The following is a 14383-nucleotide window of genomic DNA, read 5'->3' on the forward strand; positions in this document are numbered from 1 at the left end:
TCTGGTCACCCGTGCTGTAACTGATCGCACTGAAACACCTGCCGTCGTGCTTGTCGTGGCGGGATGGCTGAGCCTGAGGCTGAAGCGCTGGAGCGATACACAAACACTCGCCCGCGAACTGACAGGGCGGGATCATCACGATCTGCTCGCTCAGCGCCTGATCGACGCAGCGGAGGAGAAATCTGCGGATCTGGAAACCGGGACTGACCGCTGGCTGAAAACCCGGATGTGCAACGCGCCTTTCCGGGAAATGGAATCGCGCGCGAATGGTCAGGTACATTTTTGCTGTTCCGCGTGGCAACCGGTGCCCATCGGACGACTGGATGCCCCCCGTCCGGACGGCTTCTGGAATTCTGAACGCGCCCGCGAAATCAGGCGGTCGGTCCTGGACGGCGATTTCACGCATTGCAGCCGGTGGCACTGCCCATCGATCGCAGGGCGCCGTCTGCCGGAACGCACACCGGGCACCCCGGCACCGGCGCTGCGGGCTGAGAAAGGGCCGCAACGGGTGATCCTGTCGCATGACCGTTCATGCAATATTTCCTGCCCGAGTTGCCGGACCGGTCTGATCAGCCTGCCGCATAAAGAAACCACAAAGCTGAACGACATCTTCCAATAGCATCTGCTCCCGCTTGTGCGTAATGCCCGACACATCAAGGTAACGGGCTCGGGTGATCCCTTCGGCAGCCGTCATTTCCGCCATATTCTGCAGCAGCTGACCAAGACAAAATCCCCGGCGCGGCGCATTCAGCTGCATACAAACGGCCTGTTGCTGAACGAGCGGGCCTGGAACGATCTCAATCTGCGGGACAATGTGTCCTCCGTGTGGATTTCGATCGATGCCGCCGAGCCGGAAACCTATTCAGTCCTGCGGCGTGGCGGAGACTTTGATACGCTGGTGAAAAATCTCCGGTTTCTCGGTAATCTCAACAAGCGCGGTGATATCGACACCCTGAGACTGGATTTTGTTGTGCAGCAGGCAAATTATCTTCAGATGCCTGCCTTTGTGGATCTGGCACGGGATGTTGGCGCCGACAGCGTTTACTTTCTGCGTCTTCGGAACTGGGGTCATGTACCTGCCGAAGTTTTCCGCAATCAGGATGTATGTTCCCCCGACCATCCGGAGCATGACCGGCTGCTGACTGTCTTGTCAGATGACCGGCTTATATCGGACGCGGTTGAGCTTGGCAGCATGAGCCGCCTGGTCAGCCAGGTGCGGCAGGCAGGCGCCCGTCGCTGAGGCGAAATACCTTGTAACGGGCCGTCATGCTCCTGCCGCATTCTTGTCCGAATCGCGCCAATGCCCGCTTTTACCGCCTGATCCTCGCGGCTGATGCCGGCGATTCGAATTTTGCGGAACGATTTTGACACATTCTCCCCGATGGCGGCTGATGAATGGTTAATGCATTGATATATTTATATTTCTAAGCAGAATTGCTGCAGAGCGTATCTGTAAAGCCACTCCCTGAGAACGTGCCTGTACAGCGTAATCGCCGCATGTACGTGACAATGTTTCCACAGCGGCGACGATCGGGCGAGAAAGTTGAAATGCAGCAGAAATGTGGCATATGTTCGTCCTGACCGGCGCTGTGAGTATCAGTGACGAGGTCCGGTTAATCAGTTCTGGGTGGGGCACACGCAGGAGTTTGTATGAACCTCAGAACCAGAACATTGAAACCATCGTTGTTTTTGATGGTTGCAGTTATTTCAGGATGCAGCGTCGGTTCAGATCGTGTGGTAGCACGTGGTTTCGTTGATGCTGTACCTGAGCCGGCTGATCAGTTCTGTTCCGGAGCGGGTGCCCTGCCCGGCCGCTCCGGTCCCGTTTATTCCGTGCCAGAGACCGTATGCGCGGCCCCGTCTCTCGCCCTTCTGCACGAACCCCGACAGGTGATTTACACCACACGGGCACCTCTGGGTGAGTCTGCGCCCGGGGCGCAGACTTTGTCAGGCAGCGCGGATTCAGGCCCCAGAACGACGGAAGATCGTAACCGGCTGCAGAACGCGACGCCGTTTGACAAGTAACAAGGTCAGGATGTTTTATGAGTATTGATCCCCGCAGCCGTCGCCTTCGCGCCCTCGACAACCGCATGTCTGATCGCGTGCTGATTAAGCCTGCGCGCTACAGGGCTGACCTGCACATGCCCGACAGCCACACGGTTGCCGCCTATATCATCCGCGCCCTTAAAAACGGGATCACCAGCGCGCAGCTTGAGGCCGAAACCGGATGGTCGCGCTCCACCGTACGGGTCAATCTGCACAAAATCGCAAAGAAATGCGGCATCGGGGTCGTGCGCCGTGACGAACTGCTTTACCTGATTCTGCCGGAGAATTCCGAAGAAACCGGGCGGCCGGTCCGGGTCATTAACCCAGAAGACGCGCCGGCCGGTGCGCCGCGCGGGACACAGGCAGGGACTGTCATCACCCTGTGATCAGCCCGGCCCGGCTGTCATTTCTTCAATCAGATTTTTATAGAGTTTCCGGATCCTGCCGGTAACCGGCCTTGCGCCGTTTCCGACCGGTTTTCCATCCACGGAGGCCACCGGTGTCTGCGCCCCGAAGGTGCCGGTCAGAAAAGCCTCATCTGCGCCGTGAACCTCAAAAAGAGAGAAGTTTTTCTCAAAAACCGGGATGCCGTCGGCGCGACAGAGATCGATAACCTTCTGTCGGGTGACACCTTTCATGCAGTAGTCGCCGGTTGAGGTCCAGACCTCGCCCTGGCGCACAATAAAGAAGTTGCACGCGTTCGTGGTATTCACAAATCCGTGCGGGTCAAGCATCAGCCCTTCGTCGGCACCGGCGGCTTCGGCCTGCAGGCAGGCGATCACGCAGTTCAGTTTCGAGTGGCTGTTGAGCTTGGGGTCCTGCGACATCGGCAGGCCACGCACCTGGGGGACCGTCGCCAGCCGGATACCCGCCGATTGCAGGCTGTCCACCGGCTTTGAGTGTTCCATGATGATGACCAGTGTGGGGCCTGTGCGGCTGAGCGAGGGGTGCTGAAACGGTTTTATTTTCACGCCACGGGTCAGCATCAGACGGCAGTGTACGTTGCTGTGCATGTCGTTCGCCGCCGCTGTGCGTGTCAGCGCATCAAGAATGCCTGCGCGGTCCATTCCCACATCAAGCGACACCGTTTTGCAGGACGCAAAGAAGCGATCCATATGCTCGTCAAAGAACGCCCATGTGCCGTTATAGAGCCGCATGCCTTCCCACATGCCATCGCCCAGCAGAAAACCGCTGTCATAGACAGAGACCTTCGCCTCGTCGCGGTGCACAAGCTTGCCGTTGATCCAGATCCTGATGTCGCGGTTACGAAGGTCTTCGTCGGCATCGTGGGTGGTATGGCTGTCAGTCGTCATTTCAGTGCTCCGCACAGTCTCGTGGCCGCTTTCAGACGATCACGTCCTGCGCCACCTGTTTTTCCAGATCAAAGACGCGTTTATACCGTTCAATCTCAGCCTCGGGGCCCATCGCTTTGTTGGGATTGTCTGAGAGTTTCACGGTGGGTTTTCCGTTGGCACTGACCGCTTTGCACACAAGCGAAAAGGGTGCCAGCCGGTCATCCGGCACCAGATTGCGGAAATCATTGGTCAGCAGTGTTCCCCAGCCGAACGAGACATTCACCCGGCCGGAAAACTGTTCGTGCAGAATGCGGATCGTCTCTACATCGAGGCCATCGCTGAAAATCACGCGCTTTTCGGACGGATCCTCTCCGCGCTCTTTCCACCAGCCAATTGCGAGTTCGGCGGCCTCGGCCGGGTCACCGCTGTCCACCCGGATGCCGGTCCACCCCGCCAGCCAGTCAGGCGCTTTGTCGAGAAACCCCCTGGTGCCGAAGGTGTCTGGCAGGATGATGCGCAGGTTACCCTCGTGCTCTTCATGCCAGTCGGAGAGTACGTCGTAGGGTGCCTGTGCCAGTTCCGCGTCGTTTTCCGCGAGAGCGGCATAGACCATCGGCAGCTCGTGGGCGTTGGTGCCGATCGCTTCGAGCTCGCGGGTCATGGCGATCTTGCAGTTCGAGGTACCGGTAAAGGCGTTACCAAGCCCTTCCTGCATCGCCTGCACGCACCAGTCCTGCCACAGGTAACTGTGGCGCCGCCGGGTGCCGAAATCGGCAATTGACAGGTCTTTGATGTCGCGCATAGCCTCGATCTTTTCCCACACGCGGGTCATGGCACGCGCATAGAGCACCTGGAGCTCGAACTTGCCCATTGTGTTGAGCACAGCACGCCCGCGCAGTTCCATCAGAACGGCGAGCGCCGGAATCTCCCAGAGCATTACCTCGGGCCAGCTTCCCTCAAACGTCAGCTCGTACTGATCGCCCTTGCGCTCGAGGTGATAGGGCGGCAGGCGCAGCTGCTCGAACCACTCCATGAAATCGGGCCGGAACATCTGGCGTTTGCCGTAAAAGGTATTGCCGCGCAGCCAGGTGCTTTCGCCGCGTGAGAGCGAGAGCGACCGGATATGGTCAAGTTGCTCACGCAGTTCGCCCTCGTCGATCAGTTCCGCCAGCGGCACATTTTTGCTGCGGTTGATCAGACTGAAAGTCACACGGGTGTCCGGTTTGTTGCGGAACACCGACTGACACATCAGCAGTTTATAAAAATCGGTGTCGATAAGCGACCGCACAATAGGGTCGATTTTCCATTTGTGGTTCCAGACGCGGGAGGCGATATCAACCATTGCCGGTCTCCAGGGTCACGCCCGCCAGCTGCATGCCCGCACGCGCTGATGAAAGCGAGCCGTCGAGATCAATGGCGCGGCAGAGGTCTTCGCGCACCGTCACGCTGAACCCCTGCTTTGCGGCATCGACCGCAGAAAAGTTCACACAGAAATCAAGCGCAAGCCCGACCATCGTCAGGTCAGTAATCCCACGGGTGCGCAGGTATCCTTCAAGCCCCGTCGGGGTCTCGTGGTCGTTCTCAAAAAGCGCTGAATAGCTGTCGATCGCGGGGTTGTACCCTTTGCGGATTATCATATCGGCGCGGTCCGTCTGGAGCGCCGGGTGAAACTGTGCGCCAAGGCTACCCTGGATACAGTGATCGGGCCAGAGTACCTGCGGACCATAGGGCATATCGATCATGTCGTAGGGTGATTTACCGTCATGCGAGGACGCAAATGACGAATGCCCCGCCGGATGCCAGTCCTGGGTCAGGATGACCGCCTCCGCGCCTGCCATCAGCCTGTTGATACCGTCCACAACATCGTCCCCGCCGGGCACGGCAAGCGCGCCACCCGGGCAGAAGTCTTTCTGCACATCGATTACAATCAGGGCCGTGGTCATGATCTGCGCTCCCGTGTTTACCTGCATTTGGGTAAGCGGGGGCGCCTCCCGCGTCAATGGCAAGGCCCGTTTCGGGCACGTTGCCGCCTCTTGCCTGATCGCGCCGGCGGGCGTATCTGAGCGCCTATGTACACGATTGCCGCTCTTTATCACTTTACCCGGTTCGACGCGCCCGACGCCCTGAAGCCGGCGCTTCTTGATCTGTGTCTGACCCAGAATGTTAAAGGTACGCTGTTGCTGGCACCGGAGGGTGTGAACGGGACAATTGCCGGCCCTGCTGCCGGGATACATGCGGTGATTGCGCATTTGCGGTCCCTGCCGGGCTGCGCGGAACTGGAATGGAAAGAGGCAACGAGCACTACGCCCCCCTTCAACCGGATGAAGGTACGCATCAAGCGCGAGATCGTGACAATGCACCAGCCCGATGTCGATCCGCGCGCCCGGACCGGCCACTATGTCGAGCCTCAGGACTGGAACGACCTGATCGGCGATCCGGATGTTGCCGTCATCGATACGCGCAATGACTATGAGGTTGCGATCGGCACATTCGAGGGCGCTGTTGATCCTGAAACCGCCAGTTTCGGAGATTTCCCCGCCTGGTGGGAAGCAAACAGAGACCGCTTCCGCGACAAGAAGATCGCGATGTTCTGTACAGGTGGGATCCGGTGTGAGAAATCGACCAACTACCTGCTGGGACAGGGTGTGGAGGATGTGTTTCACCTCAGGGGTGGTATTCTGAAATATCTCGAAGAGGTTCCGCAAAAGGACAGCACCTGGCAGGGTGAATGCTTTGTTTTTGACGCGCGGGTCAGCGTCGGGCACGGGCTGCGCGAAGGGCCGCATATGCTGTGCTACGGATGCCGGCGGCCGATCCTGCCGGAGGACCGGGAACGTGCGGAATTTGAGGACGGCGTCAGCTGTCATCAGTGCTTTGCGGAGACGACCGATTTTGACAAGGACCGCTTTCGCGAGCGGCAAAAACAGATACGTCTGGCCCGTGCGCGCGGGGAATAATACTGCCGCCCGGCATAATCCTGCCCCTGTTAAGCCGATCGAAACACCTTGCCGGTTATATCCGGGGTCGGGTGAATAAAGAGTGGTGGAGATATGGGCGCGCAGAGCAATCTGGCACCGGTCATCATCAAACGGAAAAAAGTTATCGCAGCCGGCCACCATGGTGGCGCCTGGAAAGTCGCATATGCGGATTTCGTCACGGCAATGATGGCCTTTTTCATGATGATGTGGCTGTTGAATGCAACGACGGAACAACAACGCTCCGGACTGGCGGATTATTTCTCGCCGACGGTGCCGATCAACCGGATCTCCGGCGGCGGGGACGGTAATTTCGGCGGCGACAGCATGATGGCCGAGGATACGCTGCCGCAGACCGGTACGGGTGCGACCGCAGAACATTCGACGCTTCAGAAACAGTCGCGCGGACAAAGCGGGATGACGGCCACGGGCGGTGACCTTGATCAGTCAGATGCGGCACTGAAGGCTCTTATTGACGAGCTGATGGGGCGTGGCGGTGAAAGCACCGTCATGAACAATCTGCTAAAACACATCGTCACACGCATTACAGACGAAGGTCTGGTGATTGAGCTGTTCTCAACCGAGAGTGCGCGGATATTCGAAGCCGGCACAGCCGAGCCGACGCAGTTGCTGCGCGATCTGACAGAGCTTGTCGCCAGCGTCGCCCGGACAGTAACAAATCCGGTGGCTATCGGCGGGCATGTTCAGTCGAGCCCGGTTGTAATCGCAAAAAGCCCGGTGTGGGATATTTCATCCGACCGCGCTGGCCAGACAAGGCTTCTCATCGAACAGGGTGGCGTGACGACCGGGCGCGTGCACCGGGTGACCGGACATGCTGACCGCGAGCTGGCGGATGATAATCCGATGGCCGCCCGCAACGAGCGGGTCGAGATTGTGCTGCTTCGGTGAACCTGGGCAAAAATGTGGCGCATTTTATCTGTTAGCGCGGTGTTAAGCCGGCGCCTTTATCTGATGATCCTGACCGGATTACACATCAGAAAGGCGTGCTTATGTCCATTTCATCTTCTCTCAACGCAGGGGTTGCGGGTCTGCAGACAAACTCACAGCGTCTGGCCTCCATCTCGGACAACATCGCGAATTCATCCACCTTCGGCTACAAGAGAGTCGAGACGGATTTCGAATCCATGGTGCTGTCAAGCGGGGGCGGATCATATGCTGCGGGCGGTGTTCGGGCAAACACACAACGCCTGATCGACGAGCGCGGCACCCTTATCTCAACCTCGAATTCGACTGATCTTGCGGTGCGCGGCGGCGGTATGCTGCCCGTGGCCCAGGCTGCTCAGGTTCAGACGGCAGGAACAGATGCGCCAATGTTCCTGACCACCACCGGATCTTTTCGCACTGATGCCGAAGGGTACCTGACGTCTCAGTCCGGTCTGGTTCTGATGGGCTGGCCTGCGGCAAACGACGGAACAATTCCGCCCTACCCCCGCGACACAGCTGACGGACTAGAGCCGGTGCGCATCAATACCGGACAGCTGGCAGGAAATCCAACGACACAGATGGCACTGGGCATCAACCTGCCTGCCACTGCGACAGAGGCCGATTCCGCCGGTCTGGTCGAACAGATTTCAGTTGAGTATTTCGATAACCTCGGCACGTCTCAGAGCGTGAATATCACTTTCACGCCTTCGGTTCCGGCCCTCCCAACGGATCCCGCGACGAACACGTGGACCATGCAGATGTTCGATTCCACCGATCCGGCAACAGTCATCGGTGAGTACACGCTAAGCTTTACCGACGCCCGTGTTGGCGGTGGTTCTCTGGCTTCGGTCACTCCGGTCGGCGCCAGTGCACCTTACGATAATGCGACCGGGCTGCTGACAATCAACGTCGCGGCCGGGCCGATTGAAATAGATATCGGCGCGTTAGGCGATACCGAAGGTCTGTCGCAGCTGTCTTACAATTTCGCACCAATCTCAGTGACCAAAGACGGCTCGGCAATCGGTAACTTTGTTGGCGTGGATGTGGATGCAAACGGTTATGTGCGTGCTTCTTTCGACACCGGTGAAATACGTACGATTTATCAGATACTCCTTATCAACGTCCCTAATCCCAACGGCTTGCAGGCCTTTGACAGCCAGACCTATCTGCCGTCCAGGCAAAGCGGCACCTTCTTTTTGTGGGATGCAGGTGATGGCCCGACGGGCGACATCGTTTCATTTGCCCGCGAGGAATCCACCACAGATGTGGCAGCCGAGCTGACCGATATGATCAAAACACAGCGCGCCTATTCCTCCAACGCAAAGGTGATCCAGACCGTGGCATTGTCTTTCGCGCTTTCGACCGTCTTACCGGTAGAAATCTCGCTTTGAATTTTGCCGAGGTTCATGTTTATGGACTTCAGGGTCTGGAGCGCGACCATTGCGCTGTTATTAGTAAGAATACTAGACATTAAGTCGTTCCTTTGATCATACACGCTTTACGTGGTGAGTGTCCGGACAGATACCTGCCCGGCTGAAAGTGTCTTTCTGACCAATGCAGTCGCCCTCTTTGAGGCGAAGCGCCATCCGGGATCGGATGCAGCGCCAACATGCACCTTCAAAGGCTAACGAAATGCTAAATGAGCTCTGTCGCTGTTCCTTGCTTTTTAGATAAATTCCGGCTTCACGCGCGCTTCTCGACAGACTTGTCTGCAACCAAATCAATGGTTTTCCGGACACCTTTCTCATCGTATGTGTCGAGAGAACGCCGTACCCGCCGCAAGGCCGCAAGCCGTTCCGCTACCGATCGGATGCCTGCCAGAGCACTGTCCAGAAGAACCTGATTGCGTCGGACTTTTTTGTCGAGCTGCTGCAGAGACTGCGCCTCGCCCTCCTCCAGAACGGTCAGCGCGTCGATCAGCGTCTCTTTGGATTCCAGAAGGCGGGCGACGTGATCAAGATTACCTTCCAGAAGCGCCGTTTTCTCTTCATCAAGCAGATCGTCAAGCGCGTCAAAAATGCGGTGCAATTCGTCGTCAGCCATCGTTCTTCTCCTTCAGTGCCTGGTAGATTGATTCGCTGAGCCCGATACCCCCGGCGCGGACCATTTCGAGCGCCTGTTCCTGCAACAGAAATGATGAAAACTGATCTTCACCGGCGCCACCGCCGAAGTGCTCACTGGATTTGCCAAGTCCCGCTGATTTAAGCATTTCTGCAAGGAATCCGGCTTCGAGTTTCTCGGCCGCAGCGCGCAGGCGCTGGTCTTGCGAGACGATTGGCGTGGATGGCGGCGCCACGGGAGTGATCGGGGGCATGAGAGGTGTCTCCAATTGCAGGTAATTTTCTGCAGAATGCCCGCAACGGGTAAAGATGCGGTAACTAAAGACGTTCATAAAGCGGGCAGGAAACGGAAGAACTCCGGAGAGGCCAATGCTTGATAACCCGCTGATACCGACCACCGCAAAGACATCGCGATCAGAAATAACTGCCGCGCGCGCGGCCCCTTCTGACGAGCACGCGAACGAAAGCAAGAACGGGGAATTTGAAAAGGAAATAGCCGCTCAGACCGAGGAAGATGCAGCCCCCGGGCAACAGAGCGGAACCAAGGAAACGTCGTCCGCCGGTGCGAAGAAAGAACCAGGGGAAACAGCCGTCGCTGTCGGTGAGGACAGCGAGACCGCCGGAATTCTTACGGACCTGGCTCATGAGCAACCGGAGGAACCGGAAGATGCGGTGAACGGGCGGCCCCCTGTTCCGGAAGAACCTCCGGAAGCTCCGGTGATGCGCGGAAAAACAACGACTGAACTCGCTGTATTGCAACAGGCAGGACCCGGTATTCCGGAAAAACCGGCGCCTGAGCGTAATCGTAAGGGTCCAGCCGAAATCATGCCAGGAACTGGCTCTGCTGAGCGAAACCAGGTTCGAGGTGCAGACGCACTGCCAGTTGGTGCCGCAACTCGGCAGAAACCGCCGGGTGGCCCGGTGCAGCCTGCTGACCCGAGACCAGATGATCCTCGGGTCCGGGTACAAAATCAAAACGCAGCCACTGTCTCTGCCAGCCCGTCTGCACCAGCGGCCAGCGCACCTGCACAGGAAACCGCACGCCTCGCCGTTCCCGGCCCTGCAGCACCTGTTGCCGTCGAAAAGCCCGGCCGCCGGTCAGAAAAACTCCGGACATCGGACGTAGAAACACGTGCCATGCCAGCACCTGCCGCAGCACGCGCCGATATGCGTAACACAGCCTCTGCCATCGCAATGCGACCCGCTAACCCCGCTCTGATGCAGATAAATCAGGTCGGCGCAAAAGATAATCCCGACCTTATGACGCCCGCCGTTCAGGATGCTGACAGTGCCACGCAATGGGATCCGCGTGTAGCGGGCCCGTCAACTGCTCAGCAGGCAATTCTGCGCGCGGAAACGCCGGCGATGATCGGGCGTCAGATGGCCGAAGCCTTGCAGAGGCTGCCGGATCGGCCGGTTGAACTGGCACTCAGCCCCCGGGAGCTTGGCAATGTCCGGATGACCATCTCGGCTGCGGAAGGATCGATTACAGTCAACGTTCTCGCGGAACGCCCGGAAACTCTCGATCTGATGCGTCGCAACATTGACGAACTGGCCAGAGAGTTTCAGGCACTTGGTTTCGACACAATCAGCTTTGCCTTTTCCGAAGGGCAACAACAGACGAATGACGACCACAGCGATGACGCCCCCCTGCTGACCGGGACAGATGCTGAACATCGCTCAGATTCTGCAGAAACACCAAACACACCTGTCAGACTGGTGGAGACTACCGGTCTTGACCTGCGGCTTTAGGAGACAAAAATGGACGTTACACAATCGCAACCGACACAGACTGCGGCGCCAACGCCGGCAGTCGCGGGCAGCACTGCTGTCATCTCATCAGATTTTGAGACGTTTCTGCAGATGCTGACGGCCCAGGCCCGGTATCAGGATCCGCTTGAACCGATTGACTCCTCAGAATACGCCGCCCAGCTGGCGCAGTTTTCGATGGTTGAACAACAGGTTCTCTCAAACGACCTGCTGACCGCTCTCGGTGATCAGCTGGGTGCAGGAAACATCGCTCAGATGGCCGGATGGATCGGTATGGAAGCGCGGACAACAGCAGCGGTTGCCTTTGAGGGGTCTCCGCTGACCATAATTCCGAAAGCTGACCCGGGCGCCGAAGAAGCCGTTCTCGTCGTGCTGAACGAAACAGGCGAAGAAGCACAGCGTTTACAGATTGCAACGGATGGCGAACCGCTTGAGTGGGCCGGTGTTTCCGCAGGCGGCGACCCGTTGCCGCCCGGCAATTACCGGTTCATGGTCGAAAGCCGGACGGCCGGAGAAGTGACCACCACATCACCGGCCGAGACCTATGCCCGCATTACAGAAGCACGCCGGGAAGCAGGTGGTACGATGCTGATACTTCATGGCGGTTCCGCCGTTACAACAGCAGATGTTGCAGCTCTCAGGGAGGCTCCGGGGACGAGTGGCCTCTGATCAGAGATCAGCGAGCGCGAACCCGGCGTAAACCGCAGGCATCAGAATCCGGCGCTGTGACCCCAGCGGAAACTTCCGCAACGGGGTCCGCAAAGCCACGGGGTAATGTGCCGGGGATACGCCCCTGATCAGGTCGCCAAGGATAGCGCCTGACAAACTGCCCATGGCAACCCCGTTGCCGTGATAGCACATCGCGGCCCACATTCCGGGATGGTCGGGAACCGGCCCGACATAGGGCAGACGATCACGCGCGAGACAGACCATGCCTGACCAGCTGCCTGCATTTTCGACATGGCGCCAGGCCGGAAACATCTCTTCGAAATGGCGCCTGACACGCCGTCGGGCGCGGGCTTCCGTGCCCGGACCTGCCAGCAGCCCGCCCCGCGTTCCGAAAAGAAACCTGCGATCAGGCATAAGCCTGAAGTAATGCAGCAGATTGCGGGTGTCATAACTCATCTGGTCAGAGGTCCACCCCTGCGCGTCAAGCTCCTGATCCGTCAGCGGCCGGGTGACCATGACCGTCGACTGCGTCGGCATGTACCGACCCGCGACCCAGCCGGGCAGATCCTCAGACGTGTAGCCGTTAGTTGCGATCACGACCTGATCTGCCCGCACATCGGCAGCCCCGGTGGACACATGATACTGCCCCCTCGCATCCGAGATGTTCAGCGCGCGCGTGTCGTTATATATTTTCGCGCCTGCCGCTTCGGCTGCTGTCGCAAGAGACGAAACATACTTTCGCGGGTTCAGACCGAACCCCAGCGGATTGGTCAGGCCGCCGGCAAATGAGCTACCCATGCCAAGCCGCACAAGATCCTGCTCGTCGTGGAACTCCGGAAGGACCCCGTAATCATCTTCGATGTGCCTGGCTTCTTTTCGCAGATCGTCGAGATCCTTGGCGCGGACAGCAAGCTGGGTCTCGCCGGACGAATGCCTGTCCACATCAACACCAAGGCGTTTTACCAGATCGGAAACGAAAGCAACGGCGGCCTTTTCAGTCTGCCGCCATTCTTTACGACCTTCTACGCCAAACCTTTGTTCAAGCTGCGGATTTCCGATTTTTGCACCGCCCAGACAGCAGAATCCGCCGTTACGTCCCGAGGCGCCCCAGCCAATGTACCCGGCCTCAAGAACGCAGACGCTCACACCATGCTCAGCCAGTCTCAATGCAGCTGAAAGCCCGGTAAATCCCGCACCGATGATAACCACATCCGTCGTGATTTCTCCGCGTGCTGACGGGCGGTCAGCGATTGCACAGGTCTGGTCCCACCAGCACCCGTCGCGCGGCCCCGGGCCGTAAGTATATTCAGGAAAAATCCGTCTCATTACGCCCGGGCTGCATCACGTTCGTCGCGCTTCTGACGCAATGCATTGCGCTTGGAAATCAGCGATGCACCAATCACGCCAACCGTAACGATACCGATCATAATCGTGGACAATGCGTTAATTTCGGGAGAGACCCCGAGACGTACCGCAGAGAAGATTTTGATCGGCAATGTCGTTGCGGCAGGGCCCGCGGTAAACGAAGCGATCACCAGATCATCGAGGCTGAGCGTAAACGCGAGGAGCCATCCCGCAATCACCGCAGGGGCAATAATCGGCAGGGTAACAAGGCGGAAGGCATCAAAGCCGGAACAGCCAAGATCGAGAGCGGCTTCTTCCAGCGACCGGTCAAAGCTGAGCAGCCGCGAGGAGACGACTACGGAGACATAGCACATCGAAAACGTCGTATGGGCGAGCACGATTGTCAGCACACCCCGGTCGAGCCCGATCCCGATAAAAAGCAAAAGCAGCGACAACCCTGTAATCACCTCTGGCATCACCAGAGGTGCATAAATCATGCCGGAGAACAGGGTGCGTCCCAGAAATCGCCCGCCCCGGACCAGAACGTAGGCGGCCATCGTGCCGAGCACTGTCGCCAGCGTCGAGGAGAGAACCGCAACTTTGACCGTGACCCAGGCGGCATCAAGGAAAGCTTCGTTCCGGAGAAGTTCGCCGTACCATTTCGTCGAGAACCCGGCCCAGACGGTGACGAGTTTACTCTCGTTGAAGGAATAGGCGATGAGGATCACCATCGGCAGGTACAAAAACGCGAACCCGATGGTCAGAGAAGTAACGTTGAACCAGCTCAGCCTGTTCATTGCTCTGCCTCCGCCTGTTTCTGCTGATTGCGCTGAAAGAGTACGATCGGAATGATCAGGATCAGCAGCAGGATGACGGCAACTGCGCTTGCGACCGGCCAGTCGCGGTTGTTGAAGAACTCTTCCCAGAGCACTTTACCGATCATCAGCGTGCCGGAGCCTCCGAGCAGCGAGGGAATAACAAATTCGCCCAGCGCCGGGATGAACACAAGAAAGCTGCCGGCGACGATACCGTTCTTCGAAAGCGGGATAGTGACCAGCCAGAATGCCTGCATCCGAGAACAGCCGAGGTCTTCGGCGGCCTCGATCAGCGAGCCGTCGAGGCGGTCAAGGGCCGCATAAATCGGCAGGATCATAAAGGGCAGATAGGTATAAACGATGCCGATATAGACCGCGGTATTGGTGTTGAGAATGGTCAGCGGCTCGCCGATGAGGCCGGTCCAGAGCAGGAACTGGTTGAGAAACCCTTCCTGACTGAGAAT

The 14383-nt window shown here is 58.3% G+C and carries 17 protein-coding genes and 1 pseudogene; 8 read left to right on the top strand and 10 right to left on the bottom strand.

The features are described from left to right. The 3 genes from Q0M35_RS12285 to Q0M35_RS12295 form a co-directional block, all read left to right on the top strand. On the top strand, positions 1 to 619 hold a 619-nt coding region (locus tag Q0M35_RS12285; RefSeq protein ID WP_295315655.1), incomplete at its 5' end, for an SPASM domain-containing protein. 15 nt (positions 620 to 634) lie between these two features. Further along, on the top strand, positions 635 to 1240 hold the full coding sequence (locus Q0M35_RS12290; protein ID WP_295315657.1) for a radical SAM protein: 606 nt from the start codon (positions 635 to 637) through the stop codon (positions 1238 to 1240). A gap of 802 nt (positions 1241 to 2042) precedes the next feature. Beyond that, on the top strand, positions 2043 to 2432 hold the full coding sequence (locus Q0M35_RS12295) for a hypothetical protein (RefSeq protein WP_295315659.1): 390 nt from the start codon (positions 2043 to 2045) through the stop codon (positions 2430 to 2432). On the opposite strand, the gene Q0M35_RS12300 is transcribed toward Q0M35_RS12295, so the two are convergent. Genes Q0M35_RS12300 through pncA form a run of 3 tightly spaced genes read right to left on the bottom strand, consistent with a single transcriptional unit; the run spans position 2433 to position 5284 of the window. Next, positions 2433 to 3359, bottom strand: coding sequence for an aminotransferase class IV (locus Q0M35_RS12300; protein WP_295315661.1), 927 nt, complete (start codon positions 3357 to 3359; stop codon positions 2433 to 2435). 31 nt (positions 3360 to 3390) lie between these two features. Further along, positions 3391 to 4683, bottom strand: a complete 1293-nt coding sequence (gene pncB / locus Q0M35_RS12305) for a nicotinate phosphoribosyltransferase (protein ID WP_295315663.1) — start codon at positions 4681 to 4683, stop codon at positions 3391 to 3393. Continuing rightward, a complete protein-coding gene (pncA, locus tag Q0M35_RS12310) occupies positions 4676 to 5284 on the bottom strand; it encodes a bifunctional nicotinamidase/pyrazinamidase (protein WP_295315666.1) in 609 nt (202 codons plus the stop codon). The genes pncB and pncA overlap by 8 nt, the downstream gene beginning before the upstream one ends. A gap of 126 nt (positions 5285 to 5410) precedes the next feature. Here pncA and Q0M35_RS12315 point away from each other — a divergent pair, with 126 nt between their 5' ends. The 3 genes from Q0M35_RS12315 (at position 5411) to Q0M35_RS12325 (ending at position 8652) form a co-directional block, all read left to right on the top strand. Continuing rightward, on the top strand, positions 5411 to 6298 hold the full coding sequence (locus Q0M35_RS12315) for a rhodanese-related sulfurtransferase (protein ID WP_295315668.1): 888 nt from the start codon (positions 5411 to 5413) through the stop codon (positions 6296 to 6298). A gap of 93 nt (positions 6299 to 6391) precedes the next feature. Next, a complete protein-coding gene (locus Q0M35_RS12320; RefSeq protein ID WP_295315670.1) occupies positions 6392 to 7225 on the top strand; it encodes a flagellar motor protein MotB in 834 nt (277 codons plus the stop codon). Between the two features lie 101 nt (positions 7226 to 7326). Next, the gene (locus tag Q0M35_RS12325; protein WP_295315672.1) at positions 7327 to 8652 is read left to right on the top strand and encodes a flagellar hook-basal body complex protein; all 1326 of its coding nucleotides are present in this window, start codon (positions 7327 to 7329) and stop codon (positions 8650 to 8652) included. On the opposite strand, the pseudogene Q0M35_RS18580 reads toward Q0M35_RS12325, so the two are convergent. The 4 genes and pseudogenes from Q0M35_RS18580 to Q0M35_RS12340 all read right to left on the bottom strand — a co-directional run. Continuing rightward, positions 8652 to 8732, bottom strand: a pseudogene (locus tag Q0M35_RS18580) (hypothetical protein); the annotation flags it as partial. The gene Q0M35_RS12325 and the pseudogene Q0M35_RS18580 overlap by 1 nt on opposite strands. A gap of 212 nt (positions 8733 to 8944) precedes the next feature. Beyond that, positions 8945 to 9304, bottom strand: a complete 360-nt coding sequence (locus Q0M35_RS12330; protein ID WP_295315674.1) for a flagellar biosynthesis protein FlgN — start codon at positions 9302 to 9304, stop codon at positions 8945 to 8947. Beyond that, positions 9297 to 9575: a rod-binding protein gene (locus Q0M35_RS12335; RefSeq protein WP_295315688.1), complete on the bottom strand. Its 279-nt coding sequence runs from the start codon at positions 9573 to 9575 to the stop codon at positions 9297 to 9299. Before Q0M35_RS12335 ends, Q0M35_RS12330 begins: the two co-directional genes overlap by 8 nt. 569 nt (positions 9576 to 10144) lie before the next feature. Next, positions 10145 to 10363, bottom strand: a complete 219-nt coding sequence (locus tag Q0M35_RS12340; RefSeq protein ID WP_295315676.1) for a hypothetical protein — start codon at positions 10361 to 10363, stop codon at positions 10145 to 10147. A 95-nt stretch (positions 10364 to 10458) separates the two neighbouring features. Between Q0M35_RS12340 and Q0M35_RS12345 the strand changes: the two genes are divergently transcribed. Then, positions 10459 to 11073 carry a flagellar hook-length control protein FliK gene (locus tag Q0M35_RS12345; RefSeq protein WP_295315678.1) on the top strand — a complete coding sequence of 205 codons (615 nt, stop codon included), beginning with the start codon at positions 10459 to 10461 and terminating at the stop codon, positions 11071 to 11073. Positions 11074 to 11082: 9 nt separating this feature from the next. After that, entirely contained in the window at positions 11083 to 11760 is a 678-nt protein-coding gene (locus Q0M35_RS12350) for a flagellar hook capping FlgD N-terminal domain-containing protein (protein ID WP_295315680.1), read from the top strand. Here the strand turns inward: Q0M35_RS12350 and Q0M35_RS12355 are convergent, their stop codons facing one another. The 3 genes from Q0M35_RS12355 to Q0M35_RS12365 form a co-directional block, all read right to left on the bottom strand. Further along, the gene (locus tag Q0M35_RS12355; RefSeq protein WP_295315682.1) at positions 11761 to 13086 is read right to left on the bottom strand and encodes an FAD-binding oxidoreductase; all 1326 of its coding nucleotides are present in this window, start codon (positions 13084 to 13086) and stop codon (positions 11761 to 11763) included. It lies immediately after the preceding gene. Next, positions 13086 to 13901, bottom strand: a complete 816-nt coding sequence (locus tag Q0M35_RS12360; RefSeq protein WP_295315684.1) for an ABC transporter permease subunit — start codon at positions 13899 to 13901, stop codon at positions 13086 to 13088. Before Q0M35_RS12360 ends, Q0M35_RS12355 begins: the two co-directional genes overlap by 1 nt. Next, positions 13898 to 14383 (bottom strand): ABC transporter permease subunit (locus tag Q0M35_RS12365; protein WP_295315686.1); only part of this gene is annotated, 486 nt, incomplete at its 5' end. The genes Q0M35_RS12360 and Q0M35_RS12365, both read right to left, overlap by 4 nt.

Source organism: Roseobacter sp. (assembly GCF_024639605.1).
In the GTDB taxonomy this organism is placed as follows: Bacteria; Pseudomonadota; Alphaproteobacteria; order Rhodobacterales; family Rhodobacteraceae; genus Roseobacter.

Coding starts and splice junctions, on each gene's coding strand:
- Q0M35_RS12320 (WP_295315670.1), top strand. CDS start 6,392: ATGGGCGCGCAGAGCAATCTGGCACCGGTCATCATCAAACGGAAAAAA.
- pncA (WP_295315666.1), bottom strand. CDS start 5,284: ATGACCACGGCCCTGATTGTAATCGATGTGCAGAAAGACTTCTGCCCG.
- Q0M35_RS12355 (WP_295315682.1), bottom strand. CDS start 13,086: ATGAGACGGATTTTTCCTGAATATACTTACGGCCCGGGGCCGCGCGAC.
- Q0M35_RS12325 (WP_295315672.1), top strand. CDS start 7,327: ATGTCCATTTCATCTTCTCTCAACGCAGGGGTTGCGGGTCTGCAGACA.
- Q0M35_RS12350 (WP_295315680.1), top strand. CDS start 11,083: ATGGACGTTACACAATCGCAACCGACACAGACTGCGGCGCCAACGCCG.
- Q0M35_RS12295 (WP_295315659.1), top strand. CDS start 2,043: ATGAGTATTGATCCCCGCAGCCGTCGCCTTCGCGCCCTCGACAACCGC.
- pncB (WP_295315663.1), bottom strand. CDS start 4,683: ATGGTTGATATCGCCTCCCGCGTCTGGAACCACAAATGGAAAATCGAC.
- Q0M35_RS12360 (WP_295315684.1), bottom strand. CDS start 13,901: ATGAACAGGCTGAGCTGGTTCAACGTTACTTCTCTGACCATCGGGTTC.
- Q0M35_RS12315 (WP_295315668.1), top strand. CDS start 5,411: ATGTACACGATTGCCGCTCTTTATCACTTTACCCGGTTCGACGCGCCC.
- Q0M35_RS12300 (WP_295315661.1), bottom strand. CDS start 3,359: ATGACGACTGACAGCCATACCACCCACGATGCCGACGAAGACCTTCGT.
- Q0M35_RS12330 (WP_295315674.1), bottom strand. CDS start 9,304: ATGGCTGACGACGAATTGCACCGCATTTTTGACGCGCTTGACGATCTG.
- Q0M35_RS12335 (WP_295315688.1), bottom strand. CDS start 9,575: ATGCCCCCGATCACTCCCGTGGCGCCGCCATCCACGCCAATCGTCTCG.
- Q0M35_RS12345 (WP_295315678.1), top strand. CDS start 10,459: ATGCCAGCACCTGCCGCAGCACGCGCCGATATGCGTAACACAGCCTCT.